This is a genomic window from Christiangramia qingdaonensis (genome assembly GCF_048381525.1).
Taxonomy (GTDB): Bacteria; Bacteroidota; Bacteroidia; order Flavobacteriales; family Flavobacteriaceae; genus Christiangramia.
On record NZ_JBLWIM010000012.1, the window covers coordinates 569645 to 587775 of the forward strand.

Annotated in this window: 13 protein-coding genes and 1 tRNA gene; 7 read left to right on the forward strand and 7 right to left on the reverse strand. The window is 39.6% G+C overall.

What is annotated here, in order from left to right:
* Positions 1–12: 12 nt before the first annotated feature.
* Complete coding sequence (locus ACNI3T_RS07545; RefSeq protein WP_418227292.1) at positions 13–792, reverse strand: DUF3298 and DUF4163 domain-containing protein; 780 nt, start codon at positions 790–792, stop codon at positions 13–15.
* A gap of 153 nt (positions 793–945) precedes the next feature.
* Between ACNI3T_RS07545 and ACNI3T_RS07550 the strand changes: the two genes are divergently transcribed.
* Genes ACNI3T_RS07550 through ACNI3T_RS07560 form a run of 3 tightly spaced genes read left to right on the forward strand, consistent with a single transcriptional unit; the run spans position 946 to position 4946 of the window.
* Positions 946–2088, forward strand: coding sequence for a cystathionine gamma-synthase (locus ACNI3T_RS07550; protein WP_418227293.1), 1143 nt, complete (start codon positions 946–948; stop codon positions 2086–2088).
* Positions 2089–2147: 59 nt separating this feature from the next.
* The gene (locus ACNI3T_RS07555) at positions 2148–4289 is read left to right on the forward strand and encodes a glycoside hydrolase family 97 protein (protein ID WP_418227294.1); all 2142 of its coding nucleotides are present in this window, start codon (positions 2148–2150) and stop codon (positions 4287–4289) included.
* Between the two features lie 54 nt (positions 4290–4343).
* Positions 4344–4946, forward strand: coding sequence for an outer membrane beta-barrel protein (locus ACNI3T_RS07560; RefSeq protein WP_418227295.1), 603 nt, complete (start codon positions 4344–4346; stop codon positions 4944–4946).
* On the opposite strand, the gene ACNI3T_RS07565 is transcribed toward ACNI3T_RS07560, so the two are convergent.
* Entirely contained in the window at positions 4943–6175 is a 1233-nt protein-coding gene (locus ACNI3T_RS07565; RefSeq protein WP_418227296.1) for a cysteine desulfurase-like protein, read from the reverse strand. The two genes, ACNI3T_RS07560 and ACNI3T_RS07565, sit on opposite strands and share 4 nt — an antisense overlap.
* Complete coding sequence (locus ACNI3T_RS07570; RefSeq protein ID WP_418227297.1) at positions 6172–8541, reverse strand: S9 family peptidase; 2370 nt, start codon at positions 8539–8541, stop codon at positions 6172–6174. Before ACNI3T_RS07570 ends, ACNI3T_RS07565 begins: the two co-directional genes overlap by 4 nt.
* Before the next feature lie 143 nt (positions 8542–8684).
* Here ACNI3T_RS07570 and ACNI3T_RS07575 point away from each other — a divergent pair, with 143 nt between their 5' ends.
* The gene (locus ACNI3T_RS07575; RefSeq protein WP_418227298.1) at positions 8685–10241 is read left to right on the forward strand and encodes a M20/M25/M40 family metallo-hydrolase; all 1557 of its coding nucleotides are present in this window, start codon (positions 8685–8687) and stop codon (positions 10239–10241) included.
* A 23-nt stretch (positions 10242–10264) separates the two neighbouring features.
* On the opposite strand, the gene ACNI3T_RS07580 is transcribed toward ACNI3T_RS07575, so the two are convergent.
* Genes ACNI3T_RS07580 through ACNI3T_RS07590 form a run of 3 tightly spaced genes read right to left on the reverse strand, consistent with a single transcriptional unit; the run spans position 10265 to position 12817 of the window.
* Entirely contained in the window at positions 10265–11419 is a 1155-nt protein-coding gene (locus ACNI3T_RS07580) for a DUF3095 family protein (RefSeq protein ID WP_418227299.1), read from the reverse strand.
* A gap of 45 nt (positions 11420–11464) precedes the next feature.
* Positions 11465–11824, reverse strand: coding sequence for a hypothetical protein (locus ACNI3T_RS07585; RefSeq protein ID WP_418227300.1), 360 nt, complete (start codon positions 11822–11824; stop codon positions 11465–11467).
* A 9-nt stretch (positions 11825–11833) separates the two neighbouring features.
* The gene (locus ACNI3T_RS07590) at positions 11834–12817 is read right to left on the reverse strand and encodes a DUF1028 domain-containing protein (protein WP_418227301.1); all 984 of its coding nucleotides are present in this window, start codon (positions 12815–12817) and stop codon (positions 11834–11836) included.
* Between the two features lie 98 nt (positions 12818–12915).
* Here ACNI3T_RS07590 and ACNI3T_RS07595 point away from each other — a divergent pair.
* The 3 genes from ACNI3T_RS07595 to ACNI3T_RS07605 all read left to right on the forward strand — a co-directional run bounded on the left by ACNI3T_RS07595 (position 12916) and on the right by ACNI3T_RS07605 (position 14348).
* Positions 12916–12987, forward strand: a tRNA-Arg gene (locus ACNI3T_RS07595).
* A gap of 392 nt (positions 12988–13379) precedes the next feature.
* Positions 13380–13607: a hypothetical protein gene (locus tag ACNI3T_RS07600; protein ID WP_418227302.1), complete on the forward strand. Its 228-nt coding sequence runs from the start codon at positions 13380–13382 to the stop codon at positions 13605–13607.
* A gap of 75 nt (positions 13608–13682) precedes the next feature.
* Positions 13683–14348: a haloacid dehalogenase type II gene (locus ACNI3T_RS07605; RefSeq protein ID WP_418227303.1), complete on the forward strand. Its 666-nt coding sequence runs from the start codon at positions 13683–13685 to the stop codon at positions 14346–14348.
* 49 nt (positions 14349–14397) lie between these two features.
* Here ACNI3T_RS07605 and ACNI3T_RS07610 read toward each other — a convergent pair whose 3' ends face one another.
* Entirely contained in the window at positions 14398–18012 is a 3615-nt protein-coding gene (locus ACNI3T_RS07610) for a metallophosphatase (protein ID WP_418227304.1), read from the reverse strand.
* Between the last annotated feature and the right edge of the window lie 119 nt (positions 18013–18131).

Here is an 18131-nt window from a genome sequence, read left to right on the forward strand (position 1 = left end):
TGAACTTGTATTTTACTCCACTAAAGTTTCTTCAGTTTTTAAATATTGTGAAATTTCTGCTCTGGAATAAGTCATTCTGAAGCTTCCTGCGGAATAAGGAGCAATCTCATAAGCATTATAATGCAATACGATCTTTTCTGGATAGATCCCGATATTGGCTGGAAGGTGGAACTTTTCATTCTCAAAAAAGAAACCGGTGTTATTAATACTCGCACCTTCAGGAATGTTCTGTTTAACGCGAAAATCCTGCTCTGCTTTTTTGGTAAATTCCGAAGAAAAGAGGTCTTCTACGACTAATAACTTGCCCGTTTCAGCATCGAAATTGAGGTAACTCACACTATTATAACCATGTGCTCCACCGGTAAACATATCTGTAGTAAATTCCATGGAAACCAGCTCTTCGTTCTGCTGAATTACTTTTCCAAGAATCGTGGCTTCCCACGGAATTTCGTAATCGGGAAAGTCGGTCGCAGTTCTTTCATAATTCTGTAAAAATTGATCTACCAATTTACGGGGAGATTGTATACTATCAGCCTCTGTGAAATCCACCGTGTTCTGGAGGAAGCTTTCCACTTCTAGATTGATCCTTTTCGAAATCTTTCCAGTATTTTTTGCGACCGGGTAGCTGAGACTTATAAAAGTGCAATCGCCATTTTCAGGATCACAATCTTTATAACTGTTCTCAACGGTTCCCTGCTTAAATTCCAGGATCTCTATTTCCTTTTTTTTCTCTTCATCTGCACAGGAGAATAGAATAAGGATCATTAAAGCTGGAAGGATTGCTTTTTTCAAGGCTATAAGGTGTTAAATTAGAGGATAAAGGTAAATTGAATTTTGTGAATGCTCTACGAGCTGATTACATTTGTTTACTACGATTTTCATGCATTGGAAGGCTAATGTTCGAGAGCGAACTCAAGCCCTTCTAATGATTAAAATACCGCTAATTTGAAGTTCAATACCAAGACTATACATGGAGGACAGGACAATGTTGATCCAGCTTATGGATCTGTCATGCCACCTATCTACCAAACCACGACCTATTCCCAAAGTTCACCCGGTGAACACCAGGGCTATGAATACTCCCGAAGTGCAAACCCAACCAGAACCGCACTGGAGAAATCACTCGCCAGTCTTGAAAATGGTGAATATGGTTTGGCATTTGGTTCCGGGCTTGCAGCGATAGATGCAGTGCTTAAATTGTTTAAACCAGGTGATGAGATCATTTCCACAAATGATCTATACGGGGGTTCCTACCGCTTATTTACAAAGATTTTTGAAGGTCTTGGAATCAAATTCAAATTTGTGGGAATGCAAGCTGCAGAAGATATTGAGCAACATATCAATGAAAAAACAAAGCTCATTTGGGTAGAAACTCCTACCAATCCAATGATGAACATTATTGATATCGAGGCAGTTTCAAAAGTTGCGAAGCAGCACGAACTGCTTTTAGCTGTTGATAATACTTTTGCCACGCCTTATTTACAAAGGCCTTTGGAACTCGGAGCCGATATCGTAATGCACAGTGCTACCAAATATCTGGGAGGTCACAGTGATGTAGTGATGGGTGGGTTGGTTGTAAAGGATAAGGAACTCGCCAGTAAACTCTATTTCATCCAGAATGCGAGTGGTGCGATTTGCGGTCCACAGGATAGTTTCCTTGTTTTGCGAGGAATCAAAACCCTGCATATCAGGATGCAGAGACACTGCGAGAATGGTCGAGCAATTGCAGGTTTTCTAAAGTCTCATGACAAAGTGAAAGACGTCTATTGGCCAGGTTTTGAAGAGCATCCCAATCACGAGATCGCAAAAAGGCAAATGTCTGGTTTTGGAGGAATGATCTCCTTTAATACAAAAGAAAACACGCTGGAAAGCGCCCGTAAGATCGTCGAAAAATTGAAAGTTTTCACACTGGCTGAATCTCTGGGTGGTGTAGAATCGCTTGCAGGACATCCCGCCAGTATGACCCATGCCTCAATTCCGAAGGAAGAAAGAGAAAAAACCGGTGTGGTGGATTCACTTATTAGACTCAGCGTGGGAATCGAAGATGAAGAAGACTTAATCGAAGATCTTCGACAGGCTATTGGATAAATAATATTAATTTTAATTTCTGAAATCCCTATTATACGGGTCACTTTACATATAAAACGATGATTAAAACTTCAATTTTCTCACTCTTACTCCTGCTAGTTTCAGGCTTAACTATTGCCCAGAATCTAAGTTCTCCAAATGCTGAACTTGAGATGAACTTCAGCCTGACCGATGCAGGTGAACCAACTTACGAATTGACTTATAAAGGTAAGTCTGTGATCAAACAAAGCAAGCTCGGCCTGGCTTTGAAAGATTCAGAAGATCTGCTTGAGAATTTTGAAGTAGAGAATAGTAGTAAGACCAGTTTCGACAATACTTGGAATCCAGTTTGGGGAGAAACTAAAGAAATAAGAAATAACTATAATGAACTTCAGGTTGAACTAATTCAGAAAGGCACAGATCGTAAATTGATCCTTAACTTCAGACTTTTCAATGAAGGTCTGGGGTTTCGATATGAATTTCCGGAGCAAAAGAATCTAACCTATTTTGTTATTGAAGAAGAGCATTCTCAATTTGCGATGGCCGGAGATCATACAGCTTTCTGGCTGCCCGGCGATTATGATTCTCAGGAGTATGATTATACCACATCAAAACTTTCAGAGATCAGTTCAAAATTTGATACTGCGGTTACCGGGAACGCTTCCCAGAAACAGTTCTCTAACACCGGAGTGCAGACTTCTCTTATGATGAAATCTAAGGACGGTTTATATATTAATCTGCACGAAGCTGCGCTGGTAGATTATTCGCTAATGAATCTTAATCTTGATGAAGAGAACCTGGTTTTTGAATCCTGGTTAACTCCAGATGCAGTTGGAAATAAAGGATATATCCAGACTCCGGCCGTTTCTCCATGGAGAACGATTATGGTAAGTGACGAGGCTACAGAGATTTTGGCCTCCAATATGAACCTGAACCTTAATGAACCAAATAAACTGGAAGATACCAGCTGGATCAAGCCTGTTAAATACATTGGGGTATGGTGGGAAATGATCACAGGTAAAAGCTCCTGGGCGTATACAGATGAGCTACCTTCAGTACAACTCGGGAAAACCGACTATTCTAAAACAACTCCAAATGGTAAACATGCTGCCAATACAGAGCATGTAAAGGAATATATAGACTTCGCCTCAGAGCATGGTTTTGACGCCGTTCTTGTGGAGGGCTGGAACGAAGGTTGGGAAGACTGGTTCGGGAAATCAAAAGATTATGTATTTGATTTTGTAACTCCGTATCCAGATTTCGATGTGGAAGCAATTCATGAGTACGCACAAAGTAAAGGTGTGAAAATGATGATGCACCATGAGACTTCCGGAGCGATCAGGAATTATGAACGTCATATGGATACTGCCTACCAGTTCATGAATAAGTATGATTACCCTGCTGTAAAAAGCGGTTATGTTGGGGATATTATTCCGCGTGGTGAACATCACTACGGGCAGTGGGCGATCAACCATTTTTTATATGCTGTAACCAAAGCTGCAGATTATAAGATCATGGTAAATGCTCATGAAGCGGTTAGACCAACTGGATTGAGAAGAACCTACCCAAACCTTATAGGTAACGAATCTGCTCGTGGAACCGAATTCCAGGCTTTTGGAGGTTCTAAACCAAATCATGTGACCGTATTACCATTTACAAGACTCATTGGCGGTCCTATGGACTATACTCCCGGAATCTTTGAAATGGATATTTCTAAGCTGAATCCTGATAACAATTCCCATGTAAATAGTACGCTGTCTAATCAACTGGCAATGTATGTAACGATGTATAGCCCTTTGCAAATGGCTGCTGATCTTCCGGAAAATTATATGAGATTCCCGGATGCTTTTCAGTTCATTAAAGATGTAGCACTGGATTGGGATGAGAGTGAATACCTGGAAGCAGAACCTGGCGAATATATCACTGTAGCGAGAAAAGCAAAGGGAACGAATAATTGGTTTGTTGGGAACGTGAACGGAGAAGAAACGCGTACTTCAAAAATTGAATTTGACTTCCTGGATAAGGATAAAACATACATCGCAACGATCTATGCTGATGCCGAAGATGCTCATTATAAAACGAATCCTCAGGCTTATGAAATTAAAAAGTACAGAGTAAATAGTAAATCCAGGTTATCACAAGAATCTGCTCCGGGTGGTGGTTTTGCCATTAGCATTATGGAAGCCGAAAAATCTGAGGTAAAAGATCTTAAAAAGCTATAATTTCAAATGGCCGGGAATTTTGTAGAAAAGTTCCCGGTCATTAAATTTTCATAGGTGAAAAAACTTTTAGTAATAGTTCTGCTATTTATCTCGGTTAAGTCATTCAGCCAGAGATACCAGGATTTTGAGGTTGGTCCAAGCATTAGTTATGCCCATACTTCCTTATATCTTTCTCAAGATGTTTTTGGTAGCGGGGAGAGCGACAGTTTTACCAATTCAGGCTTTGAGCCTAATTACGCGGTGGGAATCTACGCGATCTACTACCTGTTGCCTAAAGCGGGTTTTGGAGCCGAGCTATACTGGCAGCGAACTTCAGCTTCAGATCTTAGTGACAACGAACATTACAACTCGTTGACTTTTATGCCCTATGTTAATTTCGACCCCTTTAACCAGATCGAAAATGTACTTTTTGGTGCGGGGATTGGAGCTTCGTTTATTCAAAATGCTCCAAATTACGGGAATGTGCTGGAAGAGGACATTCGGGTGATCACAATCCCGGCAAAATTATCTGTATCATACCGGGTTCGTAATCAATTTACTTTCGAAATCTCCGCACAGGCAGAGGTACTGGAAGTAGTTCGGGATCAGGTGCGTAGAAATTCCATTTTACTGGGCTTCAAAATACCTTTTAATCGTGTCTTCGGAAATTACCGTTAAGACTTAAAAATCGTTTTAAAAACTTCGATCAGTTTATCAACTTCTTCCAGGGTATTATAATGAACCAGGCTTACTCTTACCACGCCGTTCTTATCTTCCAGCTGAAGGTCATGAATTAATTTTTTAGCATAGAAATCGCCAAATCTGATGCCAATATTATGAGGATCTACTGCTTCTACAATTTCATTACTTCGGAAGTTGTTGTGCACAAAGGAAATAGTAGGAACTCTTTTTTCAGCAGCAGCACTTGTTTGCCCGATGATCTTTATTTCTGAAATTGAATTCAAATAATCCAGAAGTCTTGTGGCCAGTTTTTCTTCATGGGCAGAAATAAGCTCGTAGGTTTTATTCAATTTTTCCTTAAACTGAAGATCTTTTCCGTCGAAATGATGATCGTGCAATTCAGTATAATAATCGGTAATTCCGGAAACCGCATAGGTAAGTTCGAAATTGAAATTTCCGGGTTGCAGTTTATATGGAACAGCATCTTTGTCTATAAAATAATGGTTGATACTTTCCAGCTCTCTCAATAGATCATATTTACCATACATCATGGCCAGGTGTGGTCCATAAGTCTTGTACCAGCTAAACGTATAGAAGTCGGCATCCAGGTCCTGAACGTCCACTTTTCTATGCGGTGCATAGGCGACACCGTCTACACAGATCAAAGCACCTGCTTTATGTGCTATTTCAGCATATTTCTTAACAGGATTGATCGTTCCCAGCACGTTCGATGCGTGAGTAACCGCAACGAGTCTCGTCTTTTCTGTCAATAAATTTTCAAGATCTTTTATATCAAGTTCCAGAGATTCTGGATTTACCTGCCATATCTTAACTTTGAAGCCAGACTTTTCACGATCTGTCCAGGGAGAAACATTCGCCTCATGGTCTGTATTGGTCACAATGATCTCATCTCCTTTTTCCCAGTTCTTACTAATGCTCAGGCTAAGAATTCGCATAAGCATGGTCGTACTGGAACCAATCACGATCTCTTCAGGTCTGGAAGCATTGATAAGCTCTGAAACAACTTCTGTAGAAGCCTTTAACCTGTCTCCGGCTTCCTTGGAAACAGCGTAAGAAGCACCAAGTTGTACATTGGAATGATGCAAGTAATCTGTTATCTTGTTAGTAACCTGCTTTAAAACCTGTGATCCTCCGGCATTATCCATAAAAACGAAATCCCGTTCAAGAGCAGGAAATTGTTCTCTTACAAAATTGATATCCATCATTTTTCCAATAGGTTTTCATTAAATAATTCCAGTATTCTTCGATATTCATCTGTCCAGCTACTAGGCTCCACGAATCCGTGATCCTCCACTGGATAAACGGCAAGCTCCCAGTTCTCTTTTCCTAATTCAATCAAACGCTGACTTAGTCTCACCACATCCTGAAAATGCACATTTACATCTACCATTCCGTGAGCGATCAACAAATCACCTTCAAGGCCTTCAGCAAAATAAATGGGTGATGAGCGTTTGTAAGCGATTGGATCCTGGGAAGGTTCGTTAAGAATATTGCTGGTGTATCCATGATTGTAATGCGCCCAGTCTGTAACAGACCTTAAAGCAGCCCCTGCCTGGAAAGTATCAGCTTCAGTAAATAAAGCCATTAAGGTTATAAATCCGCCGTAACTACCACCATAAATTCCCACTTTTTCAGAATTGATATTATGCTCATCTATAAGATATTTCACGCCGTCTACCTGGTCACTTAGGTCTTTCCCGCCCATATGTCGGTAAATACCAGTTCTCCAATCCCTTCCATAACCGGCGCTACCGCGATAATCGATATCGATCACGGTGTAACCAAGATCAGTTAAAAGGTTATGGAACATGTACTCGCGAAAATAACTTGACCACCATTTGTGAGCATTTTGCAAATAACCAGCACCATGAACAAAAACGATTGCGGCATCGTTTTTCACATCCTCTTCAGGAAGGTATAGTCTGGCTGGAACTTTCGCTCCATCCTGCGCCGTAAATTTAATAAGTTGAGGTTCACGCCAGTCATAAGCTTTAAAGGCTTCAGATCTGCCATCGGTTACCTGGATCGTTTGAGCTTTAGATGAGGTTTCTTTTAGAAATAGTTCTTCCGGTTTGTTCATATAGGAATAGGTGATCGCCATTTGCGATTCATCTGGAGATAACCGAACATCGTTATTACCGGTCATGGAAGTAAGTTGCTCCATATCTCCGCCCATTAATGGCATTTTATAGAAATGTCTTTCCCCGGCATGTACTTTCGAAGAAGTGAAATACCAGTGCTTTCCATCATTCGAGATCTTAGGATCAAAAACTTCATAATTTCCGGGAGTAAGATCTTTCTTTTTCCCTGTTTTCGTATTCAGGATCACTAAATGAGAATAGCCTGATTCTTCAGTCTGAAAATAAATATGCTTGTTGTCTGGCAACCATCCCATAGTTTCATACCCATAATAAGTATAGCCAATTCCTGGTCCTGCGAGCCATGCTTCATCGCGTTGATGGTCGAGCGTTTCAAATTCTCCGGTTTCAAGATCTACAGCAACGATCCAACGGTCCTTGTTATCTGTAGAGCGTATGTTTACTACAGCTTTGTCTCCTTCAGGACTAAATTTAATGGAGGAAGGAATTACCGGTCGCGGCTCTTCTTTCCATTCTTTTTCAGGATAATCTGCAGTATAATCAGGCAGTTTCGAAATTCCTGGTAGACTGGTAAAATCAAACTTTAGTACCGTATCCTTTTCAATTTGATAAAGTGCCAGTTCTGCAGAATATTTTAGATCTCCAACCTTGCTTCTGGCTGAAAGATCTTCGGTATACCCACTTTCATCCACATAATTAGGAACGCCTGTGTTTTTTCCGCTTTCCCGATCGATAAGGCTGAATGCAGCATATTTAGCATTTGGCGAGATAACGAAATTGCTCATGCTCTTGTTGTCCAGGTAAAATATAAACTCTTCCGGCTCGCTGGTGGATTCACGGTACTTTTTAGATGCTTCCCTGTTCTCCTTTCTTTCTCTCACAACCTGTAAAAGATCAAGATTTTCATCCTGAAGCCATTGATCCTTTTCGTTTAGTTTTTTATCTGCGGAAGCTTTTTTTGTTCCAGATTTGATATTGGTAAGTTGCTGAAGCGTTCCGTTTTCAAGATGATAGATGAATGCATTGTCTTCAGCATGGAATAGGATCTCATCTTCTGAAGCTGAAAATTCAGGATTACTTATTCTGAAGGGTAAACTGACCAATTCCTTTTTTGATCGATCATTCATATCATAGATGATAAGTCTTCCGTCATCTGTATACAGCATTTTCTTTCGGTCACTACTGAAGTCGCCATACGTTGGGATCATTGCTTTCGATTCTTCCGAAGAAACTTTCAGGATCTTTTGAGGATCATTTATAGCGATTTTATAAAGACTGTCTGCGGGATTCCCTTCAGGATTATACTGAAAATAGACATTTTCACTATGAATTCCCCAGCGAACTCTATCTGGAAAATTACCCATCCATTGCGGATCCTGCATGATCTTCTGGACACTAAGTTCTGAAGTCTGGGCATTTAGCTGTAAAAAGGGTAGGCATAGGATGGCGAGAAACGCGAATCTTTGAAGCATTGGTGAAAATTTACGATTTTGGAACGCCAATATAGCTAAATTTTAACTCCGTATTAAACGTTTTCGTACCACTGCGGTCTAATTTCAGAGCAATTGTTCTAAAAAGAACGATATTGTAAAACACATCAACCAATCTTTACATTATGACAAAAAAATTATCCTTAGCCTTTTTATTTTTTATCTCCTTTTCGGCTGCTTTTGCGCAAAGCACCCAGGAAATGGTGGAGAAGATCGTAAAAGAAGCAGAAGGCAATTCAGAACTTGAAAATCTTGCGCATGAATTACTGGACGTTGTAGGTCCAAGACTTGTTGGGACGCCTCAAATGAAACAGGCTAACGACTGGGCGGTAAACAAATATAAAAGCTGGGATATTGATGCCAGAAACGAAGAATGGGGTAAATGGAAAGGCTGGGAACGCGGTATCACACATGTTGATCTTATCTCTCCAAGGATTCAGAGCCTTGAAGCACGACAGCTGGCCTGGAGTCCTTCTACGGGTAAAAAAGGAGTACAGGCAGAAGTTATGATTCTTCCGGCAGCAAAAGACTCCATGGACTTTGTAAATAAATTGAAGTCGGTTAAAGGGAAATTTGTGATGATCTCAATGCCACAGCCAACAGGAAGACCAGATGATAACTGGGAAGAATGGGCTACAGAAGAGTCATTCGAAAAAATGAAAAGGGATCGTGATAGTTTGAGTGAGGCATGGAGAGAACGTACTTCAGCTAGCGGATTATCCAGAAGAGAATTACCGCAGGCACTGGAAAAAGCAGGAGCAGCCGGGATCATTTCATCGTACTGGTCTCGAGGATTTGGCGTAAACAAAGTGTTTTCTTCATATACCGAAGAAATTCCAACCATCGATATTTCACTGGAGGATTATGGGATGCTATACCGACTTGCAGAATATGGTGATAAACCCGAACTAAAAGTAGTAGCTGAATCTCAGGAGCTGGGAGAAGTTCCAACTTTCAATACAATTGCAGAGATCAAAGGTTCAGAAAAGCCTGAAGAATATGTAATTCTTTCAGCACACTTTGATAGCTGGGATGGAGCAACCGGTGCAACTGATAATGGAACAGGGACTATCGTAATGATGGAAGCGATGAGGATTCTTAAAAAGTTGTATCCAAACCCAAAAAGAACGATCCTGGTAGGACACTGGGGAAGTGAAGAACAGGGATTAAACGGATCCAGAGCATTCGTAAAAGATCATCCGGAAATCGTTGAAAATACACAGGCATTATTTAACCAGGATAACGGAACTGGAAGGGTAGTGAATATTTCTGGAAATGGATTCCTGCATGCATATGACTATTTAGGACGTTGGTTGTACGAAGTACCAGAAAACGTTACTACACATATTGAAACCAATTTCCCTGGATCTCCAGGAAGAGGAGGATCTGATTATGCTTCTTTTGTAGCGGCTGGAGCACCAGCATTCAACCTAAGTTCATTGAGCTGGGATTATTGGAATTACACATGGCATACCAACAGGGATACTTATGATAAGATCGTTTTCGATGATGTTAGAAATAACGTAATTCTAACAGCGGTACTTGCTTACATGGCTAGTGAAGATCCTGAAAAGACTTCCAGAGAACAGATTAGCTTACCAAAAAGTCGAAGAACCGGAGAGCAGATGACCTGGCCAGAGCCACGCGATGCAACTCGTAGAGGAGGTCTTGACGAAGATTAAAAATTAAATAATTATGGAAGCGGTCAATTTGCCAATTTCTTTTTGAGCACATTGGCCGCTTTTGTATATCCACCATTTCCACCATCTATAAAGTGGATATGTTCATCTGTCTTCATGTTTCTAACATAGCAGGACATAATACTTTCTTCACTAATATGAAAACCATATTTGATGAGGCCTTGATCTTCAATACTATCTAAGTATTTGAAAAGTTCTTTTCTTTGGTCTGCGCTTCCGGTGATCACTGTATTAATTCTGCCATCGAGGCTTAGATTATCAGATAATTCGACCATTCGCTTTAGGTATGTTTTACCAAGATTAGTGTTTCTAAGATAAAATTCCCCGAACAGGCTAATCAATACTCCTTTCAGAAATTCCGGAATATTAGTATCACCCCACTTCATCTTTACGTCATTGCTAATACGGTCAAAACTGGTGGACATTTTAAGCTTGTCTGTAGAGATTGGTCTTCTGCGCTGCGTGGAACCGTAGATTTCGTTGAGCTTTTCGAGAATATCTGAGTAAACTTCAGGATAGTTAGCATCGCCGCATCCGGCTATAAGAAGGCTTAAAACTTCCTGGTTTTCCAAAGGTGGTTTGATCTTGTCCCATTTACAATCCATCCCGGATAGATTAACAGGTACTTCATCGACCTCGATAGTTGAACTGTTAGGTCTTTCTTTGATAAGTTTTTCAGCAATTAGTAATCCCTGACCCATGATAATTGGGATCACCAGAGATTCTGTAGTACTTACTCGGGCTATCTTTAATTCGATCCCATCCCGGTAAAGATCTTTTACGGGATAAGTTCCCAATGAAAGTTCGAATTTAAAATTCTTCTGAACGTTCCTGTTGTGTTTTTCGAGTACAGATAAAGCTTTAGTTGTAAGACTATCAGGTATTAAAAATGTAGCTCCATCGCCTCCAAAAAAGAAAGGAACAGTGATCCCTTCAGAAATGGACAAATTAAGTATCGCGATCACACAGCCGGTAGCTACCAGGTTCACTTCTTCATGCCTGCCATCGTTGACTGCTTGGGTAGAATCCCGAATATCTGCAACCAGGACATGCCATGTTGGTGGAACCTCCTGAAAATTATTTCTATCCCGAAAAAGTTCATGAATAGCCAGATCACTAATCGGGACTTGGGTATAGAAATTACGATGCTTGTCCATCATAGAACTTCTGTCGAAATGGATATATAAAAATTTCGGATTTTAATGCTAATTGAGCTCAGCACCCACAGCTACTGAACAGTCATGTCCGGGTTGCCCGTGTGGAGGATTAATCGTTGGAGTGGCGCTCTGCATTCTAACAGGACTCGTGGTCATAGGTTGAGCCGCGGTATTTCCCTCACTTGTAAGAGGAGCTCCTACCGGTAGTTCACAACGATGTCCTTCTACGCCATGAGCAGGATTATATTTTAGCTCACTATCTGCTTCCATATTCGTTTTCATCGAATTGGCAGTGCTAACGGTTTCTTTTTCTTCGGAAGTTTTCTCTTCTTCTTTTTTAGTTTCTTCACAAGCAACGAATGCTATAAACAGAAGGCTTAAAAAACTAATTTTCATCAATTTCATCATATATCTATCTTATTTAGTAAGTGTCTCTAATTCTTCTTCTGAAATACTCAGTAGTCCGGAAGCTGGTAATCTTGTGGTCATTTCTTTCCAGTTTTCATCTGCAGCAAAAACTTTTTCAAAAATTGGTCGTGCTTCTTCCATCCTTCCACTATTAGCGAGAGCTACTGCTTTCCAGTATTTCATTTCCAGGTTTTCAGGAAACATTTTTTCTGCTGTACCATATTCCTGAAGTGCTTTTTCCATGTCGTTTGCTTCCACAGCAAGATCTCCTTTATTCATATGCTCGTAAGCACGATGAACCTTCAGTAGTCTTCCAAGTTCCTTGATTGGTGTTTCGTGATCATCCACTCTAAGATCTACTTTTTTATCCTCCCAGCTTTTGTTAGTTTTTTCAGGACCTACCACAATAAGAGCAGCAGATTGTTTTCCTCGTATGTCACCACCTGCTTCCTGCGCGGCCAGCATCACTGCAACTACTCTTTCAGCTAAAGGGAGATCTGAATTCGTAGCATAGGCATTCGCCATGGCAGGAACTACATTCTCATTCAGCATCATATTTGCCTGTACAGAAAAATTATTACCCTGTATATCTTCCGCAGCCTGAACGCATTTATCACCTGTATAGGCAGAAACGTTACCGTTTACATCCAGAAATGCAACCTGACGGAAAGCACGGCCTTCATCCTCATCTACCATTTTAGCCAGCGCAATATCGGCAGGCATTCCATTTTCCATTAATTCAAGACCCTGAGGACCGTATGCCGGATTTACGAAAGATTGAGTAGCAACCACTCCTACACCAGATTTTCCCCAGGAAACGATGGAACCCACCGAAAACCAGTGACTTTGAACTCCTACAGCCATTTCACCGGTCACTGTATCTCTGGCAACAATTGAAAAGGTATGTGCAAATGCGCTCTTTTCATGTCCAATATTCTGTGCGTGAGTGCTGAATATTGATAAACAGAAAACTGCTAAAACTAATTTTTTCATACTTAACGAACTTAAAGTCTAAAGATATAGAATAAGACTGTAAATTTTAGAATTATGTAGTATCGAAGTCTACACCGATTTTTATAAATTCGTCCAACGGCCTCATAGTTCAATGGATAGAATAGAAGTTTCCTAAACTTTAGATCCAGGTTCGATTCCTGGTGAGGCTTCAATTTCTCCTCATAATAGGATTCAATTGTTATGAAATTCATTAATTAAGTTATTTCATTGCGAAGTTGCACTTCTTAATCTTATGTTTGAAAACAGGATACTGTTTGATGATTTATGTTCCTCTAATTACCTGGCTACTAGTGTATTTAATCGGTCTAATTTGCACTTAATCGATTTACCCGTAAAGTTTTAAATTGTTTATAAGTCGGTTTAATACAGTAAACATCAGCAATTTGGAGTTTTCTGCCTGTTGATATCCTACTTATTTTATTTGATAATAGACTTGCAGTCAGTTAATTAGATTCCTATCTTAAATTATCCAAATTAACCCTACCTGGAAAGAACTTATTATTAACCTGTAGTGCCCTATCTGCTACATAGTATTTATGCTATGAAACCAACCATAGTTGCAAGTCTTCAGGACGAAGTTAAAATCGATAGACAGGTTCAGTATTTATCTGTTCTCACTAAAGCTCTATTTCTAATCGCTATCAGTCTTCTTGTATTTTTAATTACTTCCAGTACCTATTCAGATTCAGTTACCATAATTGAGGAAGAGGAATTCACGGGAGAGCAGTTGAGTAATACTTCGGCTTTGAATCCGCCAGCACCTTATTAGTTAGAACTCTTTAGCTTTATTGTTACCGGGTCTAACTATCGGGATTAAGATTTGTAATTTTATCTAAAAAACGAAATGAAATCTACTCCTAAAGTACTCATCTTCGATGTGAACGAAACTCTTCTCGATCTGTCTCCGCTGAAGGAAAGCATCAATAAAACCCTGGGTAAGGAATATGCAGCTGATATCTGGTTTGCCGAACTTTTACAATATTCCCTTGTAGAATCTGTAAGTGATTCCTATCACAACTTTAGTCAAATAGCGCAGGAGGTACTAAGAATGAATGCTCTGAAATATGATTTAGAACTTTCCGAAGAAGAATTACAAGAAACTTTGAAACCAATCACCAGTCTAGAAGCGTATCCAGATGTGATGCCAGGTTTAAAACGTTTGAAAAATTCAGGGTTCAAATTGATAGCTTACAGTAACGGTAAGCCAGATGTACTTCAAAAACAATTGGAATTTGCTGAAATTGATCATTTCTTCGATCATATTGTAAGCGTTGAGAACGTAAAGAAATACAAACCTCATCTTGATAGTTATAAATACATTGTAGATGCTTCCGAAGTAAATAAAAGCGATTGTATGATGGTTGCAGCTCATGGATGGGATATAACCGGAGCAGGAAGGGCTGGAATGCAAACAGCTTTTGTACGCAGACCGGGAAAATTTCCGTTTCGATTGGCGAAAGAACCCGATCTATTGGTAGAATCTATAGACGAACTGGCAAAAGAATTATAACCAAAAAAGCCACACTGTAAGGTGTGGCTTAAATTTATAGTATCGAGAACTAGAAGTCAAAGTTGACGGTGAAGTTCAAACGACCTCCTTCGTCCCCAACATAGTATCCAATGTTTCCGGTAAAGGCTTTGAACGCGTTGATGAAGATCGATCCACCCACGTTGGAATGCCATTCGTTACTATCATCATCATCTACCCAAACTCTACCGTAGTCATAACCAATGCTGGCTCCCATACGAATTGGGATAAAATTAGTTCTGAATTGGGCGATCCCACTTCGAATATCAATATTCTGATAGAATGCGTATTTACCATTAAAACGTTCATTACGATAACCTCTAAGCGTATTTCTATTTCCGCCGCCAAGTGTCGCCGCATGATAGAATTCGTACTCATCTCCCAGGATCGCTTCACCACCTATTTTTGTCGCAATAGCCGCAAAACCACTTTCGTGTAATGGATAATTTAAAGAAAGCATAGGTCTTACGTAAGCGAATTTATTGTCAAACTCATCAATATTGCTTTTATAACCCGCGGTTAGATCCACTTCAATTCCTCTTGATGGAAATGCAACTCTATCCTTATTATAATAGTTGTAATTCACCTCTGCACCAGCGTAAAGTTGTTCTTCAAAAACATCATTATCCTGATCAAAAGTTTCGGCTACAATTCTATTTGCATCGTAAGAAACCTGTTTCGATTCGATCATTGGTTTAATACTGAAGAATACATTATTATTCTTTCTATATATAAGTGAAGGTGCAAGTCTCCATTGTTCAATTTTCACCCTGTTGAAATCTCTGGAAACATCGTCGTCATCATACTCTGTATCATTTCCTGTTCCAAAATAGTTAATCACAAAATTCGGACTTGAATAATAGGCATCTACTCCTAAATTCCATTTATAGAATACGTTTGCGAATTCGCCATAGTAGCCAACATCAAATCCCTGGGTCGCAAAATAGTAGTTTGCAGAGAGATTATGTTGAGATGTAAATGGATTACGAACCAAACCATAGGTAGTAAATGTATTTTTAACCCCTAAGCTGAATCCCTGGTCTGAGTTAAAGTCGGCACTAGGGAAAAAGGTGAATTGGTTACTTTTTCTCTTTTTAGGATCGTAGTTATTGATATCGTAAGAGTCTACAAGCATTTTATTGGCACCTGAAGTTTTTATGGTGTTATCCTTGCTCTTGTAATCGTAAAGTTTCGCCTTTTTTGTATTCTGAAAGTCATAAATATCATTCTCTTCGCCACCAATAACTTTTAGTTTTACTAGAGAAGAACCTTCACCTACGATCTTAAATTCATCATCACCATCAAGTCCATAGATCCATACTTCTTTGGTTTCATCACTATCGTAAGTTTTTTGAGCAACTACTTTTCCATCTTCATTGGTTAGCTCTATTTGCGTAACACCGTTAGGTTTGCGAGTAATAAGAAAAGCATCATCATCTTCGGTTCCAAGGAAGATATCAAATTTCACCAGGTAATCGTAGTATTCACGTGCGATCTCCATCATATTCCCTCTTCTTACCTCAAGAGTGCTTTTGATGTCCTTTACGTATTCATTATCTGCTATATCTGCAGGTAATACATCGAAAGCTTCCTGAATAATTTCATCTGTAAGTGTATTCTGTAGATATTCAGCCTGTTCCTTCCAGGTATTCCAGTTGTTGTCTCGAATTACTGCTTTGTCTAATGGGTATCCAGCATGGTTGAACCATTTTGGTCTTTTTACAGTTTCTGTAAATGGTTCCATCGCTCTAATTTGAGGGAAACCTACACGAAGTAAGGATAGTATAAAACCATCAGTTTTAGAAAATACCTGGTCACGGTCTTTTGCAATGGGCACATATCTTTTCATACCTTCCTTATCCTCGAATTCTGCCCATTCGTATTGTCCTTCATGTCTATCCCAGTCACCCAGGAACATGTCGAGAAGCCTTGCTCTAATGTAGATCTCTTCATCTACATAAGCATCTTTTGATTCCTGCATTTCCAGAAGTAGATCTGATGAGTTCAGGATATCTTCAGCTCCATCAAAAATTGGTAGATCCTTGTTTTCTCCTCCAATATGTGCTTCGAACATATAGAGTTCGTCACCATATTCCTCATTATAAACTCCTAATGCTTCCTGTTTCGGAACATAGTAAAGTTCAGAATTCGGGTGGAAAATATTAAGTTCGTCCATAAATTTTCCTGCCGGGAAAGTACCGTAAGGAAAAGCTGTAGTGTAAAAATCCTGTACATATCGTTCAGCTACCGTGTTTTCTAAATAATCTTCAACATAGTGATTTGTGATCACGGTAGTCTGCAAAAACTGAAGTGCACTTTTCTTCAAAGCTCTCAAAGTATATTCGTGTCCATCGTCATCAATGAATCCCAGCGATCTTGATTGATGTCCACCTCCGGCACCCAGTACTTTCATATTCCCCGGAATAGTGTCTAAATAAAGAACAGGGAATTCAAATTTTTTACTGTATAAAGATCTGTAATGTTCTCCCCACAGTGCTTTGTAAAGTCCGTCCTTATTGGTTTCTTCTTCAGTGTAAACAGAAGTGGTAGTAGTTTTACCTAATTTGGTATCTGGCCATTCTACTTCGTCTAGAGTTGGTCGTTCCCTCGCCATTTCGTAACTGTAGATCTGTTTTTCACCTTCTGGGGAAACCGAGAAATATTCTACGTTTGATGCCCCGTTCTTGTAGATATTGATCTTGGCATAACCGAGTTCATAACTTACAAAATCACCTTCTTCTTTATCTGGTCTCGCCTTCTCAATTTCTTTAGTGACCCCAGTAATGATCTGTTCGATCCCGTCATCATGTACGAACTGAAGATTTTTATCTTTACCTGAAAGGAAAATGACATCATTATATTGTCTGGCAAGCGCTTCGAGACTACCCATCAGTTTTTTTAGCTGCGGATTGCGACTTGTTTGGGTACCATGACCTAACATCTTTTCTAAAAATCCAATTTTGGTTTGCGTCATCGCAGGATGATGAACAGCTACAAGAACTGTTTTTCTCTGGCTATCCTCTAATTCATCATTAAATTCATCCAGAAACTGAAGCCTTGTTTTGATCTCACATTTGTTATTGATATAAGGATGATCATCCCAGTTTTCGATATACCATTGAGAATCTATCATTATAAGCTGCACATCGTCACTAAGGCTTTCACTCTCAATTGGGCAACCATCATTTGGCCAGAAATCAGATTCCAGGGTATCCTGTAATAAGGATTCCAGGTCATCGATGTTATCTGGAGCGTCTTCCTGCCATTCATTATAGCCAGGGGTATAAATGATCTTTCCGTTAAAATCTTTAATCTTATCCAGCAGATTTTTCTTTAAATCTGTTTCCACCCGAGAACGTCCGTTATCCTTATCTGGAAACCCACTTTGTGGTACGATATTTCCGACCATTACCAAACTGTTAGATTCACCTGCCTGAGAGGACTTTACGATTTGATCGAGTACTTGCTTATTATCTTCATTAGAACGAAGTCCTGTATTGGAAGTGACATAAACAGAATGCACGACCTCTTTCGAATTCGTTTGAGAATATCCGGTCATATTTCCAAGAAATGCGAATAGAATTCCAAGAAATAAAGTTTTGCTGCCGACTTGTGTTTGTAGGGTTAGTTTAGTAATTATGCTCATTGAAGGTAGGAGTTTGATTGAATTCAGTATAGTAGTAGTATTCTGCTAATAACCTTCAAAAAAATTCATTTAATTTAGGATGTCATAGCTCTTTATAATACTTTAACAACCACTCCTAA

Excerpts from the sequence above, each read along its gene's own strand:
- ACNI3T_RS07555 (WP_418227294.1), top strand. The coding sequence starts at position 2,148 with ATGATTAAAACTTCAATTTTCTCACTCTTACTCCTGCTAGTTTCAGGC.
- ACNI3T_RS07565 (WP_418227296.1), bottom strand. The coding sequence starts at position 6,175 with ATGATGGATATCAATTTTGTAAGAGAACAATTTCCTGCTCTTGAACGG.
- ACNI3T_RS07570 (WP_418227297.1), bottom strand. The coding sequence starts at position 8,541 with ATGCTTCAAAGATTCGCGTTTCTCGCCATCCTATGCCTACCCTTTTTA.
- ACNI3T_RS07575 (WP_418227298.1), top strand. The coding sequence starts at position 8,685 with ATGACAAAAAAATTATCCTTAGCCTTTTTATTTTTTATCTCCTTTTCG.
- ACNI3T_RS07580 (WP_418227299.1), bottom strand. The coding sequence starts at position 11,419 with ATGATGGACAAGCATCGTAATTTCTATACCCAAGTCCCGATTAGTGAT.
- ACNI3T_RS07585 (WP_418227300.1), bottom strand. The coding sequence starts at position 11,824 with ATGATGAAATTGATGAAAATTAGTTTTTTAAGCCTTCTGTTTATAGCA.
- ACNI3T_RS07590 (WP_418227301.1), bottom strand. The coding sequence starts at position 12,817 with ATGAAAAAATTAGTTTTAGCAGTTTTCTGTTTATCAATATTCAGCACT.
- ACNI3T_RS07600 (WP_418227302.1), top strand. The coding sequence starts at position 13,380 with ATGAAACCAACCATAGTTGCAAGTCTTCAGGACGAAGTTAAAATCGAT.
- ACNI3T_RS07605 (WP_418227303.1), top strand. The coding sequence starts at position 13,683 with ATGAAATCTACTCCTAAAGTACTCATCTTCGATGTGAACGAAACTCTT.
- ACNI3T_RS07610 (WP_418227304.1), bottom strand. The coding sequence starts at position 18,012 with ATGAGCATAATTACTAAACTAACCCTACAAACACAAGTCGGCAGCAAA.